Here is a 20,621-nt window from a genome sequence, read left to right on the forward strand (position 1 = left end):
TGTCGAACATTCGTACGGTATGGAAGAGTCCACTCACGGTAATGTTCGACGCCGCGCCGACAACTTGGCTGCTGAAGCCATAGATCGCCCCGTACCAGGCAGACAGCATCATCGAGCGTCGAACTTGAGCGAGCCCGTCATGCCATCCCTTCGTCAGGACCCTGTCACGGGCCGAACGACGGTTCAGGCGAAGTTGGCAGTCGGCAGATGGTCACCGATGTACCCGACGTATACCTTGCCAGTCTGGCCGCCCGCGTCGTCGTGGAAATGGATCCGGGGACATGGGGAGCCGCCTTGCTGGATCTTGATGTGCGGCGCCATGTAGACCATCCCTGATGGGTCCACCGCGATCGGCACCTCGAACGTCCGGGCGGTGCGCAATTTCGGCATCGTGTCCGTCGTCTCGGACTCTTTCAGCGCCACCCAGGTGGTCGGAATGGCGGCGCTGCCGGGTGGTGGCGCCTGGCACCAGGCATGGAACGAGTTCGACCACGCCCCGGTCGAACGTGCGCGCGCATAGTCGTTGAGCGCGACGAGTGCCTGCCAGATCTTGATCGCCCACCGCTCCCCCTGTGGATGTACGTCCAGATCCGCAGCCGTCTGCGCGGTGTCGCCGAGCTCCAGGTACGGCAGGTGGATCGGTGCGAACTCGATCGCGTCCGCGACGCTGGCCGGCGGGTCCGGCAAGGAGTCCTTGGGGGATTCGACGCCGAACACGTGCTGACCCGACTTGGCGAGTTCGGTCTCGAGCCAGCGAATCCTGGCCCGCAGTCTGTCGGCTTCGCGTTCAGCTTCGGTCAGCTCAAGTTCGGCGAACTCTCGTTCAAAGCGGAGGCTTTCCACCTCGCTGACCGACTTCTGCTGTTCCCGGAGCTGGTCGCTAAGGACCTCGATCTCGGCGTAGAGCAGCGTGTTGGTTTCTTCGGACTCCGCCAGCTTGCTGGTGAGCATGCTGTCCTGGGCGAGGTCAGCGGCGGCTGATCGTGCACTGCTGGCGAGGCCGAGCACGACCTGCTGGAGGGCCCGGTGCTCCGCTTCGACAGATTGTGTGTTGCTGCGCGGTGTGGTCGGCAGTACCGCGGAGAGGTCGACACCAGCCGCACCCAGCACGGTCCGCAGAGCAACGTTCGCCTCGTGCGTGGCGACTGAGGGGGTAAGGGTGATGTCCTGGTCTCCAGGAAGCCGCTCGTCCAGGCCCGGCAACGTCGCCTGCTCCGGCTGGACGTCGATCAGCGCAGGCTGGTGCGACGTCGGCCGGCGGGCGGGCTGCAGGCCCTCTGTGCGACGTCGATGCGCAGACTTCCGCGCCAACAACAGTTGGACCATCGGGTACGAGGACGGCGGCGTGCGGCGTGTGGACAACGACAGCACCTGGTCGCGGACGGCATTGGCGGCTCGCGGACCCAGCGCCCGCATCGTTGCCGCGGAGAGCACCCGGTGGCGTTTCGGGAACGGTTCGTTGGGCTGCAGGCCCGGCAGGTACGTCCGCATTGCACCGCCGTAGACCTGCAGATGCGGGCCAACGCTCCGCGAGAACGCCGAGGCTGCGGCCACGTCCACGAGCCGGACGACGACAGCGACTCCGGCCACGTCGCGGGCGAGCCGGTTGGCGAAGCGCTCCTGCGCATCGGGGTGTGCCGGATCCGGGGTGAAAACGATGACCGGCACCCGCCGCGTGGTATCGAATAGCCAGCCGCGCAGTTCGTTGACGTGGTTCTCGGTAATGTCCAGCACGTCCGAGGTAAGCGGCAGCGCTCCATCGGTGCCTTCGACCGTCGCCAACAGGTCACGGACGAGCCGTGGGCTTCCGGGACGGATCGGGGAGCCGTCTGCTGGGAGGTGCTCCAGATCGAGCCAGACCCATGGCTGTTCCGGCCACAAGGTCGTGTCCGGCGTGAGCTCGAAGAGCTGCTGCGGCTCGCGCGCCGGGTCCGTGAAGAGGGTGCCTTGCTCAGCGACTACCGGCGTCGCGACGGTCAATGACGTGGTCCACACGCTGCCGTCACGGAAGCGTTCGGTCAGCCGAAGCGCTACGGCGCGCAGTTCGCGTTGCCGGCCGCGATCGACGAACGTGGCGGTACTTCCCCGTGCAGTGCGTTGTGTGCCGTCCGTAGCGACGGTCTCCGCACTCGCCCCGTGGAGCAAGGAATCGGCGGTGATGGGCAGCCCTTTGCTCCCTAGCCAGGCGCTGAACTGTTCAGCTGCCTTCCGCCGCAGCTCGGGAGCGTGGGTCGAGAAATGGGTACGGTAGACAAGTGCGGTCCCCGGCTGGTGCGCGGCACGGGTCATCTCCACCGACATGCAGTCATCCTTCGCGGAGCCGAATTGCTCGAACTTGAGGGTCTTGGCATTCTCCGTCACGATGCGCGGCTGTCGTCCGGGAAACACTCGGCCTAACGGCATTGATCTCCACCCGGACGTCCATGCTGCGATCCTTCCGAGCCCGCCGACAAGTCCATCTGGGCGACCTGGACAGTCGTGGCTGTGGCGTTCGGAGTTTGGACTCGTCTGCACAGTGCCGAAGAATCAGCCGAGATCCCGCTGTACCGACGGCAGGGCGGGGACGTTCTCGGAGCGACGGCGGTGTCGGCCACAGCCGCCAGGACAGCCCTGGTCGAAAGACCCAGACGGCGTCTCGCGCTGACGGTGCCCGGCTGGCCGGGACCACACCTGCTTGGCAATTGCGTCGATCTCGGACGCGACGGCATCGATAACGCGGTCCAGCGAATCGACACGGCTGCCGAAGTCCGCCACGAGGCGACGGATCTGTTCGCGACCTGTCTCGTTCATCGCTCGCTACACAGGTCGATGGTATTAGCGGAGGTACAGTGAGGCACACCCCACCCGACGAGAACGACCTCCAAGGACATCGTCAGGTCAGTGACCCCAAAGAGCTACAGCACCCTGTGGTACAGCCTGTGCCGATGTCGTGCTCGTCAGTAAGCTTTGCAGGCTGTCGAACTGGAGGTAGCTGGTGAGGCTCGAGGATCTGTCGTCCGGTGTCCGGGTGACCGGGGTGGTTCCTGGTGAGGCGGTCTCGGTGATCGCCGCGCAGTGGCACGGCTCCGACGCTCTGGAGCTGACTTACAAGACCCTCGACGGGGGCCTTCGCCAGCAGGTGCTCTTCCGGACCGACGAGGCCAAGGTGAGTCTCTCCGACGCGGGCAGCCGGCCGTTCGACGCCGATGCCCAGGAGTTCCGGCTGGTCGCCGAGGCGCAGCGGATCTCCTTGGCCGGACTGTTCGACCCGATGCTGGCGGTGGCCACGAGCGACGTGCAGCCGCTGCCCCACCAGATCCGGGCGGTGTACGGCGAGATGCTCGATCGCGCGCCGCTGCGGTTCCTTCTGGCCGACGACCCCGGCGCCGGCAAAACAATCATGGCCGGTCTCTACATCAAGGAGCTCCTGCTCCGCGACGATGTGAAGCGCTGCCTGATCGTCGCCCCCGGCGGACTCGTCGACCAGTGGCAGGACGAACTCTTCTTCAAGTTCGGTCTGCGCTTCGACATTCTCACCACGACCATGGTCGACGCCGTGCTCGGGTTGAGCGTATTCGAGCAGTATCCGCTGCTCATCGCGCGGATGGACCAACTCGCACGCAACGAGGATCTGACTGCCCAGCTCGAGGACGCTGAGTTTGACCTGGTCGTTGTGGACGAGGCCCACAGAATGGGTGCGCACTACTTCGGCGGCAAGCTGAACAAGACTCGACGCTTTCAACTCGGCGAGAAGCTGCGCGACCGCACCCGTCACCTGCTGCTGATGACGGCCACTCCACACGCGGGCAAGGAGGAAGACTTCCAGCTCTTCCTCACGCTGCTTGACCGCGACAGCTTCGAGGGCAAGTTCAAGGCAGGCGTATACAACGCGGACACCAGCGGGCTCATGCGCCGCATGGTCAAGGAAGACCTGCTCACATTCGAGGGCAAGCCCCTCTTTCCTGAACGTATCGCCCAGACCGTGCCCTACGAACTCACGGAAGACGAGCAGGATCTCTACGAGCGCGTTACTGAGTACGTACGCGAGGGGATGAACAGGGCCGCACGGTTGGACGACAAGCGCCGCAACACCGTGGGTTTCGCGCTCACGGTGCTCCAGCGGCGCCTAGCCTCCAGCCCCGAGGCGATCTACCAGTCGCTGGTCCGGCGTGCCCAGCGACTCAAGCGCCGCCGTGACGACCTGATCCAGGGCCGCGGTGTCGCCGACGAACCCGCCCCGATCGATCCGGGCGCCTGGGACGATGACGAGCACAGCGCTGAAGAGGTCGAACAGCTCGAGGAGGAGTTGCTGGATTCGGCCACCGCGGCCCGTACCATTGAGGAGCTCAACGTCGAGCTGGCCGATCTCGACAAACTCATCCACGTCGCCCGCCGGGTCCGCAACCTCGACACCGATCGCAAGTGGGTCGAACTGCGCAAGATCCTGGAGGACAACGACCTCATCCACCCCGGCGCCGAGAAGCCACGCAAGCTGATCATCTTCACCGAGCACCGCGACACCCTCGACTACCTGGCCCGCAAGATCCGCTCGCTCTTCGGCAAGCCCGACACGGTAGAGGCCATCCACGGCGGTGTTCGACGTGCCGACCGACGTGCGGTCACCGAGGAATTCACTAAGAACCCGGCCTGCCAGGTGCTCCTGGCCACCGACGCGGCCGGCGAAGGTCTGAACCTCCAGGCCGCTCACCTGATGGTCAACTACGATCTTCCGTGGAACCCCAACCGCATTGAGCAGCGCTTCGGCCGCGTTCACCGCATCGGCCAAACCGAGGTATGCCGGCTATGGAACCTCGTAGCCGCGAACACCCGCGAGGGCGAAGTGTTCACTCGGCTGCTGCAGAAGGTCGAGGAGCAGCGCAAAGCGTACGGCGGCAAGGTCTTCGACGTCCTAGGTGCCGCCTTCGACGAGACGCCGCTGCGCGACCTGCTGATCGAGGCCATCCGGTACGGCGACCTCCCCGAGACCCGGGCCAAGATGGAACAGGTCATCGACGCCTCTGTCGCCCATGGGCTCAAAGAACTCCTCGAGGAACGCGCACTCGCCCACGACGCCATGTCGGACGACGACCTGGCACAGATGCAGCGACTTGTGGAAGAGGCCCGCGCCCGCCGCCTGCAGCCGCACTACATCGAATGGGCTTTCCGGCTGGCATTCCAACGCCTTGGCGGCCGGCTTACGCGACGTGAGCGCGGCCGCCACGAGATCACGCACGTCCCCGCGGCCGTGCGCGCCGTCACCAAGCACGGCCCCGTCGCCACCCGTTACGAGCGGGTCACGTTCGAACTGGACCGCATCGACGTCGACGACAAGCCGCGTGCCGACCTGCTCGCGCCAGGGCATCCGCTCCACGACGCCGTTGCCGAGCTCACCATCACGCAGCTGCGACCCACGCTTGAGCGTGGCACCGTGCTGGTCTCCCCGGAGGTCGAGGAGCCAACGCTGTTGGTCGGTGCCGTGGAGGAGATCGTCGACGGCACGGGGGCGTCCATCGCCCGCCGGTTCGGCTACGCCTACGTCGATGCCCCGGGCCAGGTCAAGCCCGCAGGCCCGGCACCGTATCTCGACTGCGTGGCCGCCCCGCATGCCCCCGCCGTGGCCGCGGCCATGAAGTTGGCCTGGCTCGGTGAGGCCGAGGCTCGTGCCCGCACGTGGATCATCGGCCACCAGCTCAAGGACTACCTCGCCGAGGTCTCACCCCGTCGGCTCGCGGAGGTCGAACGCACCCGGACACGGGTCGACCAGCGGCTGGTGTACGAGTCGAACCGACTCATTGGCGAGGCAATGGCGGCTCAGGAGAAGGAACAGGCCGGCGCAAAGCCGAAGGAAAGTTCCGACAGCCTCATGCGCAAAGCTCTGGAACTCCAGGCCCGCCGCGAGACCCGTTTAGCGCTGCTGGACCAGCAGGCCCAACTGGCCACCAAGCCGCCTCGCATCATGACCGCGGCGCTCGTGCTGCCACTGTCCATGGTGGATACCGAGATCGCAGCGGATGCCCCGATCCATGCCAAGGAGACGAAGGCCGTTGAGCGGCGCGGGGTCGACCTGGTACTGGCCACCGAGCGTGCCCTCGGCCGAGAGCCGCAGGAGCAGGCATTCAACAACCCCGGCTACGACGTGCTGTCCATCCCCACCGACGGCGGCCCTTCGATCCGCATCGAGGTCAAGGCACGCATCGAGAGCGCCGAGGACTTCTACGTCACCCACAACGAGGTCGTCACCGGCAAAAACGCCGTCCCCCACTACCGGCTTGCGCTGGTCACCGTCAGCGAGGCCGGCCCTGAGCACGACCAGGTACGGTACGTCGCTGACCCCTTCGCCGGCCTCGACTTCGGCGACCTCGCTGCGACCGGCATCCGCGCCAGTTGGTCGAAGACCTGGACCGTCGGCACTGCACCTTTCTGATCCACGGAACTAGAGGTAGTTGATGAAGCGCAAGCTGATCGAGGTCGCTCTCCCTCTGGAGACGATCAACCGTGAGTCGGCTCGGGAGAAGTCGATCCGCCATGGCCACCCTTCCACCCTGCACCTATGGTGGGCGCGGCGGCCGCTGGCCGCGGCGCGGGCGGTCCTGTTTGCTCAGCTCGTCGACGACCCGTCGTCACGTCCGGAAGAGTTCCCGACCGAGGAAGCACAGCGCGCCGAGCGCGAGCGGCTCCACGGGATCATCGAACGCCTCGTGGTGTGGGAGAACGTCCGCGACGAGCGCCTGCTCGCCGAGGCCCGTGCGGAGATCATGAAGTCCTGTGATGGCACCCCCCCACCGATCCTCGACCCGTTCGCCGGTGGCGGCACCATCCCGCTGGAAGCCCAGCGGCTGGGCCTAGAAGCTCATGCCTCCGACCTCAACCCGGTGGCGGTCCTGATCAACAAGGCGCTCATCGAAATCCCACCAAAGTTTCGCGATCGACCCCCGATTTCCCCCGGCCTGGACGAGTCCGAGATCCGGACCTGGACGGGCGCCGAAGGGCTGGCCGCGGACGTTCGGGCGTATGGCGCGTGGATGCGTGACGAGGCCGTGAAGCGTATCGGGCACGTCTACCCGAAGGCGAAGCTGCCCGATGGGTCCGAGGCCACGGTCATCGCCTGGATCTGGGCCCGCACGGTGACATGTCCCAATCCGGGCTGCCGCATTGAAATGCCTCTCGTACGGTCTTGGTGGCTGGGGAAGAAGAAAGACAAGGAAGCCTATGTCGTACCAAACACCGTCGCTGACCCGTCTCATCCTTCGGGCTTGAGAGTCGAGTTCAAGGTTGCAAGTGACAAGGCCGGAGCGCCGCCGCCCAGCAATGACGGAACGGTCGTGAAGGGCAGTGCGAGGTGTATTGCGTGCGACGCCACTGTGCCGAACCAGTATATGCGCGACCAGGCCACGTCGATCGGTTTGAGGGCGCGCTTAATTGCGGTCGTTGCCGAAGGTAATCGTCAGCGTACATACTTAGCCCCAACAGTTGAGCACGAGGAGGCCGCGCGTGTCTCCCGTCCATTCGACGTACCGAATGAACCGGTGCCATTCCCGAACCACGACGTTGATCGATTGCCAATGTACGGCATGCCGCGCTGGTCTGACGCTTTTACAAATAGGCAACTTTCGGCTTTGACGACTCTTAGCGACCTCATATCCGAAGCTCGTGAACTGGTCCTGCGCGACGCGCTAAAGGCAGGCATTGCCGAAGGTGAGAGGCTAGAGCCAGGCGGAACCGGTGCGGCAGCCTACGCCGACGCCGTGGCGTCCTACTTGGCCATGGCCCTGAGTCGAACTCTCAACAAGTCCACGGCGATCTGCACTTGGGATAGCAGTCCAAAGATGGAGGCGGTGCGTGGCCTATTTGCCCGGCAAGCGATTCCGATGGCATGGGACTTTGCTGAAGCCAATATCTTGGGGACCTCGTCTGGAAATTACGGTGAGGACCTGGAATGGGTGGCTCGATCGCTCGATCGGCTGCCGACAGTCGGATTTCAGGGCCACGCATCGCAAGGCGACGCCAGCACCCGCGACTACCGGGGAGCCTTGATCCACACAGATCCACCCTATTACGACAATATCGGATACTCAGACTTATCGGACTTCTTCTACGTATGGCTCCGACGCTCGCTCCGGTCCATCCATCCGCAACTCCTCAGCACGATGCTGGTACCCAAGGCCGAGGAACTGGTCGCCAACCCCTACCGTCACGGAGGCAGGGATGGCGCGAAACAGTTCTTCGAGGATGGCTTCCGTAGCGTCTTTGCCAACGCGCGGGCGAGCGCCAGGCAGGACTTTCCGATCGCCGTCTGGTATGCCTTCAAACAGTCCGACACCTCAGAGGAAGGCACGACCTCTTCAGGGTGGGAAACTCTGCTGGATGGCATGATCCGCAGCGGTTGGGCGATCACCGCGACGTGGCCCAACCGTAGCGAGCTCAGCAACCGGATGATCGCGAGCGGCACAAATGCTCTCGCGTCGTCGATCGTGCTAGCCCTGCGTCCAAGGCCAAATGATGCACCTACGACCGATCGTCGTGGCCTGATCTCGGCCCTGCAGGCGGAGCTTCCGGATGCCCTGCGCAAGCTTCAACAGGGCGCAATTGCGCCAGTCGACCTCCCGCAGGCTGCGATCGGCCCAGGTATGGCGGTATTCAGCCGGTATGCGAAGGTGCTGGAGCCGGACGGTATACAGATGACGGTGCGGTCAGCCCTGGCGCGTATCAATGAGATTCTCGACCAGGTCCTGAGCGAGCAGGAGGGCGACTTCGACTCCGCGACGCGGTTCGCGATCGCGTGGTATCGCCAGCACGGCTACAACACAGGCACGTTCGGCGACGCCGACAGCCTGGCCCGCGCCCGGAACACGTCGGTGGAGCGGATGGACCGCGACGAGATCCTAACTAGCCGCGCCGGCAAGGTCACGCTGATCAAGCCCGCTGACACCCCGGCCGACTACAACGTGCTCGCCGACGAGCACACCTCGACATGGGAAGTTCTGCACCACACGGTCCGGATCCTCGAGACCCAGGGTGTACCGGCTGCCGGTACGTTTCTGGCGACCGCGCAGAGCCGGACGGACGGCGCGGTCGACGCCGACTTGGTCAAGGAGCTGGCGTTCCTGCTGTTCTCCATCGCGGATAAGAACGGCTGGACCAAGGACGCCATCAGCTTTAACACCGTCGCCCAGTCGTGGGGTGATGTCGTCGATGCATCCAAGATCGCTCCAGCCATGCACGTGCAGGGTGAGTTCGACTACTCGGAGGAGGATGACTGATGCCGCTGAAGGCACATGAGCATCCGCTGAAGAAGATTTTTTCGGCCGACTTCGACTTCGTGATCCCCCACTACCAGCGACCCTACGCCTGGGGAACCGAGCAGGCCCTGCAGCTCCTCGATGACCTTGAAGACGCGCTCATGCGGAACGCGCCCGAGCCGTACTTTCTCGGCTCTCTCGTCCTCGTCAAGCCAGACGAGACCGCGCCGCATGCTGATGTCATAGACGGTCAGCAGCGTCTAACGACGCTCAGCATCCTGCTGTCCGTCCTGCGGGATCTGGCGGAGAACGATGAGGTCGCCGTCGTCCTACGTGACATGGTGCGGGAGCCAGGAGTGGCCCTCGATGGCATCCCCGCTAAGCCCCGCTTGCGGCTGCGCGACCAGGACGCCGTGTTCTTCACGAAGTACGTCCAGACCCCCGGGAAGCTGGATGGTTTGCTGAAGCTCACCGACCAGGCGGTGGCGAACGATAGCCAGAAGGCCATCCGAGACAACGCTAAGGCGTTACGGAAACGACTGCTGTCCTGGACCGACGAGAAGCGCAACGGCCTCGCGACTCTCGCTCGCAACCGGACTTTCCTCGTTGTGGTCAGCACTCCAGATCTGGCCAGCGCTCACCGCATCTTCAGCGTAATGAACGCCCGGGGTCTTGACCTTGAGCCCTCGGACATCTTCAAGTCCGACGTGATCGGCTCGCTGGACGTCGCCCAGCAGCAGGAGTACGCGAAGGCGTGGGAAGCTGCGGAGCAGAACCTAGGACGCGCAACCTTCGCGGAGCTGTTTCTACACATCAGGATGATCGAGGCAAAGGCTCGCGCCCAGCGCGAGCTGCTGATCGAGTTTCCCCAGCAGGTGCTCGACGCGTATATCAAGAATGGTCAGGCCGCGACCTTCGTTGACGACATGCTCATGCCGTACGCCACAGCTTATGCGCACTTGCTCGATCAGGACTACGACCATCACGATGTCGTTTGGTCCAAGGTCAACAACTGGCTGTGCCGCCTTACTCAGCTGGACAACAATGACTGGCGCCCGCCAGCGCTGTGGGCGCTGAAGAACCACGATGACAACCCGGTGTTCCTCGATGCGTTCCTACGCCGGCTGGAGCGGCTTGCGTCCAGCATGTTGGTGCGGCGCGTCTACACCACGCCTCGCGTGACCCGGTACGTCGATCTACTGAAGCAGCTCGGCGCTGGTGCCGGTGTTGATGCGGAGGCTTTCGACCTCACTGACGACGAGAAGCAGGAGACTCGAGAACGCCTCAACGGAGAGCTCTACAAGGTGCAGCCTGTGCGGAAGTTCGTGCTGTTGAGACTCGACGAGGTGCTGGCGAACGCCCCCAGTGTCTCATACCAGCACAAGGTCATTAGCGTTGAGCATGTGCTTCCTCAGAACCCTCGGAACGACAGCCAATGGGCCAAGGACTTCACCGAGGACGACCGCGCCTTCTGGACTCACCGCCTCGGGAACCTGCTGCTGCTCAACAGGAACAAGAACAGCCAGGCGCAGAACTACGACTTCGTGACGAAGAAGGAGAAATACTTCAGTCCAGCGGCCGGGGTCACCGGATTCGCCTTGACGACTAGCGTGATCACGGAGCCGGTCTGGACCCCGGATGTGGTCGAACGACGACAGGCCGAGCTCACGGGTATTTTGGCCAAGGAGTGGGAGCTCAACTGACATGGCGATCTCGAACCGCGACCGCATCGGCCAGATGTTCGACGCGATGTCTCCCGCACTGAGCGAATTCATCACGAGGGTCCTGTCCTCCCACCTATCGCAGGGCCATGACTGGACGCAGTTGGTCGCGATCAAGGACTCCAAAAACGGAGTATCGGGGAAGGTCTACTCGACAACGGACCCTCAACTGCAGCTGCGCATGCTGACTGAGAACATCCCGCATCAGGTCAAACCCGGCTGGTATCCGTTCGATGGTCAGCTTTCGAAGCTTCAGCAGTCTTACGCCAGCGAGTTGCGCGACGTGCGTAATGGCTGGGCGCACGGTAACTCGTTCAGCAACGACGACGCCTACCGGGCGCTGGACACCGCCGAGCGGTTGTTGTCGGGCATCGGCGCTTCCGCCGCAGCTGCAGACGTCGCCAAGATTCGGCTCAACCTCCGCCGGGTGACCGCGGAGAAGGACGACCGCCGCACCCTGAGAGCGGCGGCCGAGACGGCCGATTCGGCTGGACTGCGGCCTTGGCGTGAGGTGCTGCAGCCGCACGACGACGTCGCCACGGGCAACTTCCAGGCTTCGGAGTTCGCTGCGGATCTGTTCAAGGTGGCACAGGGGCGGGCCGACAACGACTACGCCGACCCGGTCCAGTTCTTCGCGCGCACCTACCTCACCGAGGGCCTGCGGGATCTGATTGAGCGGGCAGTGCGACGGCTGTCGCGAGACGACAATGCCTCACCCGTGATCAATCTGCAGACCAACTTCGGTGGCGGCAAGACCCACTCGATGCTCGCGCTGTGGCACCTGGCGGGCGGCACGCCTCTTGGCTCGTTCCCACAGGACACTCAGGATTTGCTAGGTCCCTTGGGTTACGACTCGATCACCGGTGCCCGTCGGGTCGCGGTGGTTGGCAACCACTTCGCCCCCACCGGCGAGACCAAGCCGGACGGCACCGTGGTCAGAACAGTGTGGGGCGAGCTTGCCTGGCAGCTCGGCGGTGCGGAGGCGTACGTGATCGTCGCCGACGCCGACCGGGCCGGCACCAACCCGGGCCGGGCGCTGCACGACCTGCTGGCGGCGTACTCGCCGGCGGTGATCCTGATCGACGAGTGGGTGGCCTATGCCCGCCAGCTGCCCGACGACCCCGATGAGGCGACCGCGGCCGGCGTCACCGGCGGCACGTTCGACACTCAGTTCACCTTCGCTCAGTCCTTGACGGAGGCGGCCAAGTCGGCCAGCGGAGTCCTGTTGGCGATCTCAATCCCGGCCTCGGAGACGGGTAAGGATCCCAACGACGTGGTCCCCGGTAACGCCGAGGAGGTCGGCGGTCGACGGGGGCTGGAGGCGCTGCAGCGGCTGCAGAACGTCGTACGTCGGGTGGCCGACCAGTGGCGGCCGGCCTCATCGGATGAGGCCTATCACATCGTGCGACAGCGGCTCTTTGTCACACCGGACGCGGCGGCGCTCGCCTCGATCGGTGCAACCGCCCGAGCATTCGTCGAGTTCTACCGGAAGCACACCGACGAATTCCCTCGTGAGGCCCGCGACGCAGCGTACGAGGACCGCATCAAACGCACCTTCCCGATCCACCCTGAGCTGTTCGACCGGCTGTACGAGGACTGGTCCAGCCTGGAGCGGTTCCAACGGACCCGCGGTGTGCTGCGGTTGATGAACACCGTCATCCACGCGCTATGGGTAGGGGAGGACAGCGGACCGCTGATCATGCCGGCGTCGATCCCGATCGGGACGTCCTCGGTCAACTCCGAGCTCACCCAGTACCTGCAGGACTCATGGAAGGCCGTCATCGACGCCGACGTCGACGGCCCGAACTCCGAGCCGACCAAGATTGACAACGAGAAGCCGCTGCTCCAGACCCGTCGGGTCACCAAGCGGCTGGCCCGGGCCGTCTTCTTCGGCGCCGCCCCGACCATCGGCTCGGCACACAAGGGGCTGGAGCGCCAGCGTGTCTTTCTCGGCACCGCGATCCCCGGCGACATCCCAGGCAACTTCCACTCCGCACTCGCGGCGCTGGGGGACCGGGCGACGTACTTCTACTCGGGGTCCGGGAAGTACTGGTACGACCTGCAGGCCAACATCACCCGCCGGGCCAAGGACCAGGCCGAGCGGCTGCACGTCGAAGAAGTTTGGGCGGAGGTGCGTCGCAGGCTTGCCGACCAGGCGCAGCGCCGCGGCGACTTCGCTGGCGTGCACATCTGCCCCGACGACACCGGCGACATTCCCGACACCGACGAGGCGCGGCTGGTCGTCCTGCACCCCAAGGTCACCCACAAGAAGGGAGACCAGGAATCAAGTGCCATGAAGTTCGCCCGGTCCGCGACCGATCACCGCGGAACCGCGCACCGGGTGCATCGCAACATGCTGGTCTTCCTGGCCGGTGACGTGAACCGCATGGAGGAGCTGGGATCGGCGGTGCGGGACTACCTCGGGTGGTCGCATGTACTGAACGACGCCGACGAACTCGACCTCACCCAGAACCAGAAAAACCAGGCGACGGACAAGAAGCGGCAGGCCCACGAAACCGTGGACTCCCGGCTTCTGGGCGCTTACCACTGGGCGCTTGTGCCGGAGGCTCCCGACCCGGGGTCACCGTTCGTCATCACCGCCACCAAGGCGGAGGGGCAGTCGACGTCGCTCGCGGATCGCGTCTCGAAACGACTCGGTGCCGATGGAGCCCTAGCGACCCAGCAGGCGGCTGCGGCAATCTGGCTCTGGCTCAACCGCCTTCCGAAGCTGTGGGAGAACGGTCACGTCAAGGTCGGCGATCTGTGGCGTCAGTACACGACGTACCCCTACATGCCACGGCTGCGGGACAGGTCCGTGCTTGCCCGTGGCGTCGCGGACCAGCCGCTGCTGTGGCAGCAGGAGGGCTTCGCTCTTGCCCTGTCCTATGACGGGGAACGCTACGAGGGACTCAAGCTGCCCTCAGATGGCGACTTCGGCCAGGTCACCGACTCCATGCTCTTGGTCAAGCCTGAGGTGGCGCTAGCGCAGCGGCAGCGAGAGACACCACTGAATCTTGTTCCTGAAAATGGCTCTGGCTCCGGGTCTGGTCCTGGCTCCGGGTACGGCACTGATTCCGGGTCTGGCTCAGGGCCTAGCTCCGGGTCTGGCCCTGGCTCCGGCTCTGGTACTGGCTCCGGGTCCGGCCCTAGTCCGAAGCCGAAGCCGGACTACTTCTTCGGTAGCAAGACTCTCGACGCGACGCACTACGGCCTGGACTTCAAGAAGCTGATGGACGAGGTGATCCAGCACCTAGCCGCCACACCCGGGGTTCATTTGAAGGTTCGCGTCGAAATCGAGGCCGAGGCCCTTCACGGGTTCTCGGAGTTCCAGGTCCGCACGGTCTCGGAGAACAGCAACGCGCTGAAGTTCGACCAAGCTGCCTTCGAGGAAGGGCATTGAGTACGACGATGACCGGGCCGACCGGTCGACGCCGGGTGCGGCCGCGCGGTCGGTCTTGATGAGGTGCCGTCGATGGTGACGTGGCCGTAGCCCGCGGCTTTGGCTGCCAGGAGCGCCCCGTGCAAGACACGGTGAACGACCAGCGAGCACGTCGATGTCCTCGTGCAGGTAGTCGTAGCCGGTGGCCCGGGCTGATCGCATTGTCCCGGGCCAGTCGCGATATGCAGTGGTAGGGCCACCTTCACGCCGGGATGCTGCGTCTTTTCGTTGCACCGCAACGGTTTTAGCGTGCCGCAGTGCTGTCGACTGGACGGCTACTCAACGTTACCCGTCGTTACGCGGAATGCCTCACTGGGTGTTGCCACCCGCACAGGGGCCGATGAAGATCGTACTGGCTATCATGAGTCGTCCTGGCGCCGCGCCCCGCACGGGTGCGGTCCCGTCCAACGTCGCAGGCGGGGAAGAATGGGATTCTGGCACACGGGTTACATGGAGTTCCACGAGCTCCCCCATATCGTGCCAGAGCTCGGACCGCCACCGCCGCCCACATTCCCATGCCCCAAATGCGGCGTCGTGTTCGAGTCTGACGAGGACCTGCGCGTCCATCAGTTCGGCGGGCATCACACGATTCAGCCGATGCTCGTTTTTCGCGGACGTGAATGCGGTCGAAGTCGACTCGCCATCACCAAAGAGACATCTACGTCCGATTGGGTGTTTCGCAACGCCAAGGCGATCAGCGTGAACGGCCGCAATTTCTCCGCCAACACCGCGGCGACGTATCTGAGCGAGCAACGCAGCGGTGTGCACGACGTCACGCTGGTCAACGGCGGAGCACGGCAGGAGTTCCAGTTCGCCTTCGCGTTGGCCGACGAGGAGGACCTGCAGAACGTCGACGTAGCGCTGCGGCAGCTCGTGGACAGTGGGGAACTCTCCCACAGCTCGATCAATCACTTCATCATGCGAGGCAAGCATTTCCCGACCGCCCTCTCCTACCTGTCGGGACTCGCGAACTATCTGTACGGGGTGCTGGCGCGCGAGGGTTCGGCCGAATCCGGGCTGGCAGGCCGCCAGGGCGAGCAGGGATATGAGGGCCGGTACAACCAGGCCGTCACTACGCTCGGCGACTTTGACCGTCACCCAGCCGAGGCGATCTGCGGGATCGTGGCGTTTCATTACAGCCAATTCCCGCGGGCCGCTGCCAGAACAAGGAGCCGGCGGGTGGCCGCCGTCTCCCTACGGTTTCGCGAGATCCTCGAAGGCGGAATCCCATCAACCCAACATGATTTGAGGGCCGAGTCGCACACCAGCTGGGACCACGTGCTCAGCGACACGGTCATCGAACGCGTCCTGGCGTGGAGCGCACTGCCACTCGACGGAAGCGCGGGCGAGGCCGTCGAGGAGTTTGGGTCGGTGATCACCGCCCAGCGCCCCCACGACGCTTTCAAACTCCGCCTGGTCGCCGCCGAGCATTACCTCGCAGTCGGCGACCATACCGCAGCGATCCGCAATGCCGACCTCCTGCGTCACGGACGAAACACCGAGCGCTGGTATGAGAACTTCCGCACACGAGTACAAGGAGCGTTGCCCCAGTGAACACCGACCCGAACGGTGCCGGCACAGACGGGCCAGCCGGGGACCCGGCGGACGAGGCCGCGACCGTGCCAAGGCTGGAAAGTCCAGACGCTTCCGAATCAACGGTTGACGCCGACAGCGCTCCAGCATCGCCCGGGCAGGCCGAGCAGGTGCCAGGGTCGGGCGAGCGGGAGCCGCGAAAGGACGCGGCGAGGGCCGGCGCCAAGGCGCCGACGACGGCCAGGAAACAGACGCCGGCGCGTGCGTCCAAGCCCGCCAATCTCCGCGAGCTGATCGAGCGCGCTTACCAGGATCCTCGCCGACATGTGCGCCTGCCGAAGAACGAGCTGTCGGCACTGGTGGTCACGTCGGGTGCGGACATGCCTGGTCCGCAATGGCTGCCAGACCTAGCGAGGAAGGACCCGTTTCTGAGAGTGCCGCCCCGGCTCCTGGCCACGGCGGCAACCTTGGATCCCAACCACCCCGTTCGGCAGGCCCTGATCGACCTGACCCACAGGATTCTGACGATTCATCCGCTCTACCGCCACTACGTTGCCAACCCGACTGGCACGGACCCTGATCAGCCGCCCATCGCCTCAAGCGCGAAGGTGTCGGACGCGGCCAAAAAGGTCACGCCCGAAACCCTCGACGTCGAGCCCAGCGACTACCGGAACGACCAACGCGGACTGCTGAGAGACAACGCAGTCGTTTCGTTTGCGTTGCTGTGGGTGCTGCAGGGCCACTGGACGATCGCCCAGTTCATTTCAGAGATGACCTCGGCCGTGTGGAGCCGGCCGACCACCGAAGCCGTGTCGAGCGCGGACATCGCAGTCGCACTGGTCACTGTCGGTGAAAGACATGCACTCAACCATCTGGTCGGACACTTCCTGGTCGAACTCCAGAAGCTGACCGCTCAGCTCAACCGAGCCAAGGACGAGACCAGCGCCGAGCGGCAACGAGCGGACCGCTCGGAGGCCGACAATCTTGCTCTTCGCGAAGCCCTTGCGTCGGAGCGGTCACGCAGCGAGAGCCTGGCGGATCAGGTCACCGCTCTGACATCTGACATTGAGACCGAGCGCACCAACCGTTTCGTCGACAACAGCCACATGGTCGACGACTACGAGATTCTGCGGACCCAGGTGATCCGGCGGCTGGGCAGCCAAGTCGCACTCCTCAGCGATGGCCTTCACGCCCTGCGTAGCGGCAGCACACCCGTGGCGGAAGAGTTCGTCGATCGCGCGTTGACATCGATCCACCAGGAAGTCGCAAGGCTCAAGGAACTCGGAGGAACACGGTGATCGTCGGCTTCGACTTCGGGACCACCAACAGCCTGGTATCAGTGGTCGTCGGCGACCGTGTCATCGACGTGCTCGACGAGGAAGGCATGCCCCACCCGTCCGTCGTCCGCTACGAAGGCGAGGAGGTCATCGTCGGGCGGGAGGCCCGGCACGCCCTCGAAGAGGCTGGCGTCGGCGTCTACGGCAACACGGTCAAGTCGCCGAAGTTTCTGCTCGGCGAGGAGGTCATCACCGTCGGCGGCGTAGAACGGAACCCGATCGACATTGTCGCCGACGTCATCCGTTTCGTGCGGAGCGAGTCACTCAGAAGCGCGCAGCGGCGGGCACTCGGACAGCTCGACCGCGCGGTTGTGACGATTCCCGTCAATATGAATGGCCCCCGGCGCGCTGCTCTGCGGGAAGCGTTCGCTCGGACCGGCATCACCATCGCCCAGTTCGTCCACGAACCACTGGCGGCGCTCTACGGGCACCTTCGCGGCTCTGCCGACCCGAAGGGGTTGACGAGGAGCTTGATGAAGCGCGACATCCTCGTCGTCGACTGGGGTGGCGGCACACTCGACCTCACATTGTGCCGGCTCCAACCAGGCCGCATTCTCCAACTTCGCAACGGCGGCACCGACGAGGTCGGCGGCGACAGATTCGACCTGGTCATCCGCGATGAGGTCGTCAAACGCTTCTCACTCAAGAACGGCATCACCGACAGCGATCACCCATCGCCCGAGGCCAGGCGCAGATTGCTGCAGGATGCCGAGCGCAACAAGATCGCACTTTCCGAGCGCACGAACGTCACGTTCTACCGGCCGGGCTATTTCCCTGAGTCCGGGAAGACCCTTGAGTATTCGCTAAGCCGCCAGGAACTCGAGGAGATCACCCGGCCCCTCGTGGTCGGCGGAATACGCCACATCGAGTCGCTCCTGGACAGCGTGAACATGTCGCCTGCGCAGGTGTCACTATGCCTGGTCGCCGGCGGTATGGCCGCCATGCCCAGTGTCCGTGGCCGGCTCCACGAGCTGTTCGGGCCAGAGAAGGTCGTCGTACCCAGCAACAGCGCCACACTCATCTCCCAGGGCGCCGCGTGGATCGCGAAGGACTCTCAGCGGCTGGTCCTGGCCAAGCCGCTGGAGCTAGAGATGGCACGAGGCTCGCGCCTCCCGCTGCTACACGCCGGCACTGAGATGCCTGGCGACGGCGAGGTCCGAAACGTGCGAATCCACCTGTACTGCACGGACCCCTCTGACGGCGTCGTCAAGCTGCCCATCGAGGCGCCCACGGCACTGTCCGACCATCCGCAGGCCAGCGACCCTCGGACCAATCTGGGTGTGGTCACCGTTCAGGTTGACGATAAGGCGCCACCGCTGACCGAGAGACTCGAACTCGACGTCATGGTCGACGACGACCTGATTCTCGAGGTGACGGCCACGTCGAGCCAGAAGAAGGACCGGCGAAGCGCACAGTTCCACGACCTGGAGTTCGGAATCGGGCTCCCAGAGTCATCGACCGCCGAGAAACCACCCCCGAAGCCGAAGCGGCGCACACCCCAGCAGCGCGCCCACGGTGTGGGTATACGCGCCAACAGCGCGGTCGAGAAGGACCAGTCACTCGTGCCTGGTGACGTCCTGTACAAGCACAACCCGCGGGCATTCGCAAGGATGCCCGGCACCGACCAAGCAACCCAGCAGCAGTTGCTCGAACACCTCTACTACCAGCCCTGCGCGGTCTGCAAACGTCCCTGGGGGCACGAGGCATGCCGATGCGGCTCAACCCCGAGCCGGTCAACCGGCAAAGCCGGTCGCCCAACGCGACGATAACGGGAACTTCGGACGAGTCACTACGGGAGCGGGCTATGGATGACGAGGAAGCTGATCAGCGACGGAGACGGCTTGGAGGTTATCGGGGGACCTGACGGCTTTCGCGGAACCCGCAACATCCCGATCACAAGGCGGCGGATTTGCCCGCGATTCTGGCGGCGACCGCGTCGGCTGCGTCTTGGTGCATCTGCTTGGTGACGCTTTGGTATGTGTCGCGGGTCAATGTGGTGGTTGAGTGCCCGAGCTGCTCGGACACAACCTTGACGTCGATCCCCGCGTCCAGTGCGATGGTCGCCGCCGAGTGCCGTAGGTCGTGCAGCCGTACCGGTGGCATCCCAGCCTTCCGGGCCAGCAGCCGGAACCGCGCGCTGAACGCGTTCGGATGCCACGGCTGCCCGTCGGGGCGAACGAAGAAGAGCCCGGTGTCCGGCCATGCCTCCCCGGCGGCGAGCCGCCACGTCGCGCGAAGCGCCCTGTACGCCGTGAGCGCTCGAACGGTGTCAGCGTCGAGGGCGATGTCACGGTTCCCGGCCCGGCTCTTCGGCGGTTTCTGGATGGTCCGGTGGCCCATGATGGCGATCTGGTTGTTGATGGTCAGTTCGCGCTTGGCGAGCCGTACCTCAGTGTCCCGCAGGCCGACGGTTTCACCTCGGCGGAGTCCGCGGTACGCCATCAGGTGCAGCATCGGGTGGATCACCTGGTCGTGGTCGGCGACGTAGTCGAGGAATGTGGCGACCTGTTCGGCGGTCCAGACCATGACCGGCCCCGGGACCTCGCCGGTGACCCGCCACCGTTCGACGCGTTCGTCCTCCCACACGATCGGCAGGGCGCGGTCGGCGGGTGTCTTGACGAGCATGGCGGGGTTGGAGCCGACGATTAGTTCGTCGGCGAGGGCGTCGTTGATCGCCTTGCGTAGTACGGCTCGGATGTGGTGCCGGGTGACCGGCCCGGTGGGGCGGACTCGTGCGACGGTCCTGCGCACGGCCGGGTCAGGGCTGGCTTTGAGTGAGCGGATCTCGGCGTTGCGGTGTTCCATGGCGACGAACATCGCCCGTAGGTGGCTGGTGCGCAGTTTGTCGAGGGGTACGTCGCCGAGGTGCGGGATGAGGTGGTTCCGGACGATCGACTCGTACCCGTGGATGGTGTTGATGTCGGCGGTGAGGTGTTCGAGCCAGGTGGTGAGGTACTCGCCGACGGTGGGCATGTCGCCGAGGGGTCCGTCGCCGCGCAGGCGTTGGCGGACGCGGTCGACGTCGGGGAACGGGAGGCGGTGGCGTACCGCGTTCTGGATGACGTCGCCGATCTCGATCTGGCGGCGGCGGTCGCGGCCGGCGAGCGCGAGCAGGGCGCGGGCGTGGTCGCGTTCGGCGACGGCCTGCTGGCGGGTGGCGATGCCGGAGCGGCGCAGCAGCCGCCGTTGCCCGTCAAGCGTGGGTGGGAGTTCGAGTTGGTACGCCCAGTGGCCGTGCTGGGGGTTCCAGGAGCGGTTCGGGCGGCGGAGCTGGGGGCAGTGGGTGCCGTACGGCTTGTCGGTGTGTGGGTCGCGGCAGCCGCAGCGTTTGAAGATGCTTCCTTCTGCCATGGTCGGTGGTGTGCTCCGATCA

At 65.0% G+C, this 20,621-nt stretch carries 9 protein-coding genes and 1 pseudogene; 7 read left to right on the forward strand and 3 right to left on the reverse strand.

Features of this window, described 5'->3' with window-relative positions:
• Positions 1 to 183: 183 nt before the first annotated feature.
• Positions 184 to 2,361, reverse strand: a complete 2,178-nt coding sequence (locus AB0I21_RS09450; protein ID WP_360559883.1) for a hypothetical protein — start codon at positions 2,359 to 2,361, stop codon at positions 184 to 186.
• Between the two features lie 613 nt (positions 2,362 to 2,974).
• On the opposite strand from AB0I21_RS09450, the gene AB0I21_RS09455 reads away from it, so the two are divergent.
• The 4 genes from AB0I21_RS09455 to AB0I21_RS09470 are packed head-to-tail and all read left to right on the forward strand — an operon-like array spanning position 2,975 to position 14,339.
• Positions 2,975 to 6,403: a helicase-related protein gene (locus AB0I21_RS09455; RefSeq protein ID WP_360559884.1), complete on the forward strand. Its 3,429-nt coding sequence runs from the start codon at positions 2,975 to 2,977 to the stop codon at positions 6,401 to 6,403.
• Positions 6,404 to 6,425: 22 nt separating this feature from the next.
• Positions 6,426 to 9,239: a DUF1156 domain-containing protein gene (locus tag AB0I21_RS09460; protein WP_360559885.1), complete on the forward strand. Its 2,814-nt coding sequence runs from the start codon at positions 6,426 to 6,428 to the stop codon at positions 9,237 to 9,239.
• Entirely contained in the window at positions 9,239 to 10,921 is a 1,683-nt protein-coding gene (locus tag AB0I21_RS09465) for a DUF262 domain-containing HNH endonuclease family protein (RefSeq protein ID WP_360559886.1), read from the forward strand. The genes AB0I21_RS09460 and AB0I21_RS09465 overlap by 1 nt, the downstream gene beginning before the upstream one ends.
• 1 nt (position 10,922) lies before the next feature.
• Positions 10,923 to 14,339, forward strand: a complete 3,417-nt coding sequence (locus AB0I21_RS09470) for a Swt1 family HEPN domain-containing protein (RefSeq protein WP_360559887.1) — start codon at positions 10,923 to 10,925, stop codon at positions 14,337 to 14,339.
• Between the two features lie 62 nt (positions 14,340 to 14,401).
• Here AB0I21_RS09470 and AB0I21_RS09475 read toward each other — a convergent pair.
• Positions 14,402 to 14,528, reverse strand: a pseudogene (locus tag AB0I21_RS09475) (IS5/IS1182 family transposase); the annotation flags it as partial.
• 384 nt (positions 14,529 to 14,912) lie between these two features.
• Between AB0I21_RS09475 and AB0I21_RS09480 the strand changes: the two are divergent.
• Genes AB0I21_RS09480 through AB0I21_RS09490 form a run of 3 tightly spaced genes read left to right on the forward strand, consistent with a single transcriptional unit; the run spans position 14,913 to position 19,017 of the window.
• Positions 14,913 to 15,932, forward strand: a complete 1,020-nt coding sequence (locus tag AB0I21_RS09480) for a hypothetical protein (protein WP_360559888.1) — start codon at positions 14,913 to 14,915, stop codon at positions 15,930 to 15,932.
• Entirely contained in the window at positions 15,929 to 17,209 is a 1,281-nt protein-coding gene (locus AB0I21_RS09485) for a hypothetical protein (RefSeq protein ID WP_360559889.1), read from the forward strand. The genes AB0I21_RS09480 and AB0I21_RS09485 overlap by 4 nt, the downstream gene beginning before the upstream one ends.
• Positions 17,206 to 19,017 carry an Hsp70 family protein gene (locus tag AB0I21_RS09490; protein WP_360559890.1) on the forward strand — a complete coding sequence of 604 codons (1,812 nt, stop codon included), beginning with the start codon at positions 17,206 to 17,208 and terminating at the stop codon, positions 19,015 to 19,017. Before AB0I21_RS09485 ends, AB0I21_RS09490 begins: the two co-directional genes overlap by 4 nt.
• Before the next feature lie 124 nt (positions 19,018 to 19,141).
• On the opposite strand, the gene AB0I21_RS09495 is transcribed toward AB0I21_RS09490, so the two are convergent.
• A complete protein-coding gene (locus AB0I21_RS09495) occupies positions 19,142 to 20,599 on the reverse strand; it encodes a site-specific integrase (RefSeq protein ID WP_360559891.1) in 1,458 nt (485 codons plus the stop codon).
• Between the last annotated feature and the right edge of the window lie 22 nt (positions 20,600 to 20,621).

It is taken from the genome of Dactylosporangium sp. NPDC050588 (assembly GCF_040654975.1).
GTDB classification, from domain to species: domain Bacteria; phylum Actinomycetota; class Actinomycetes; order Mycobacteriales; family Micromonosporaceae; genus Dactylosporangium; species Dactylosporangium maewongense.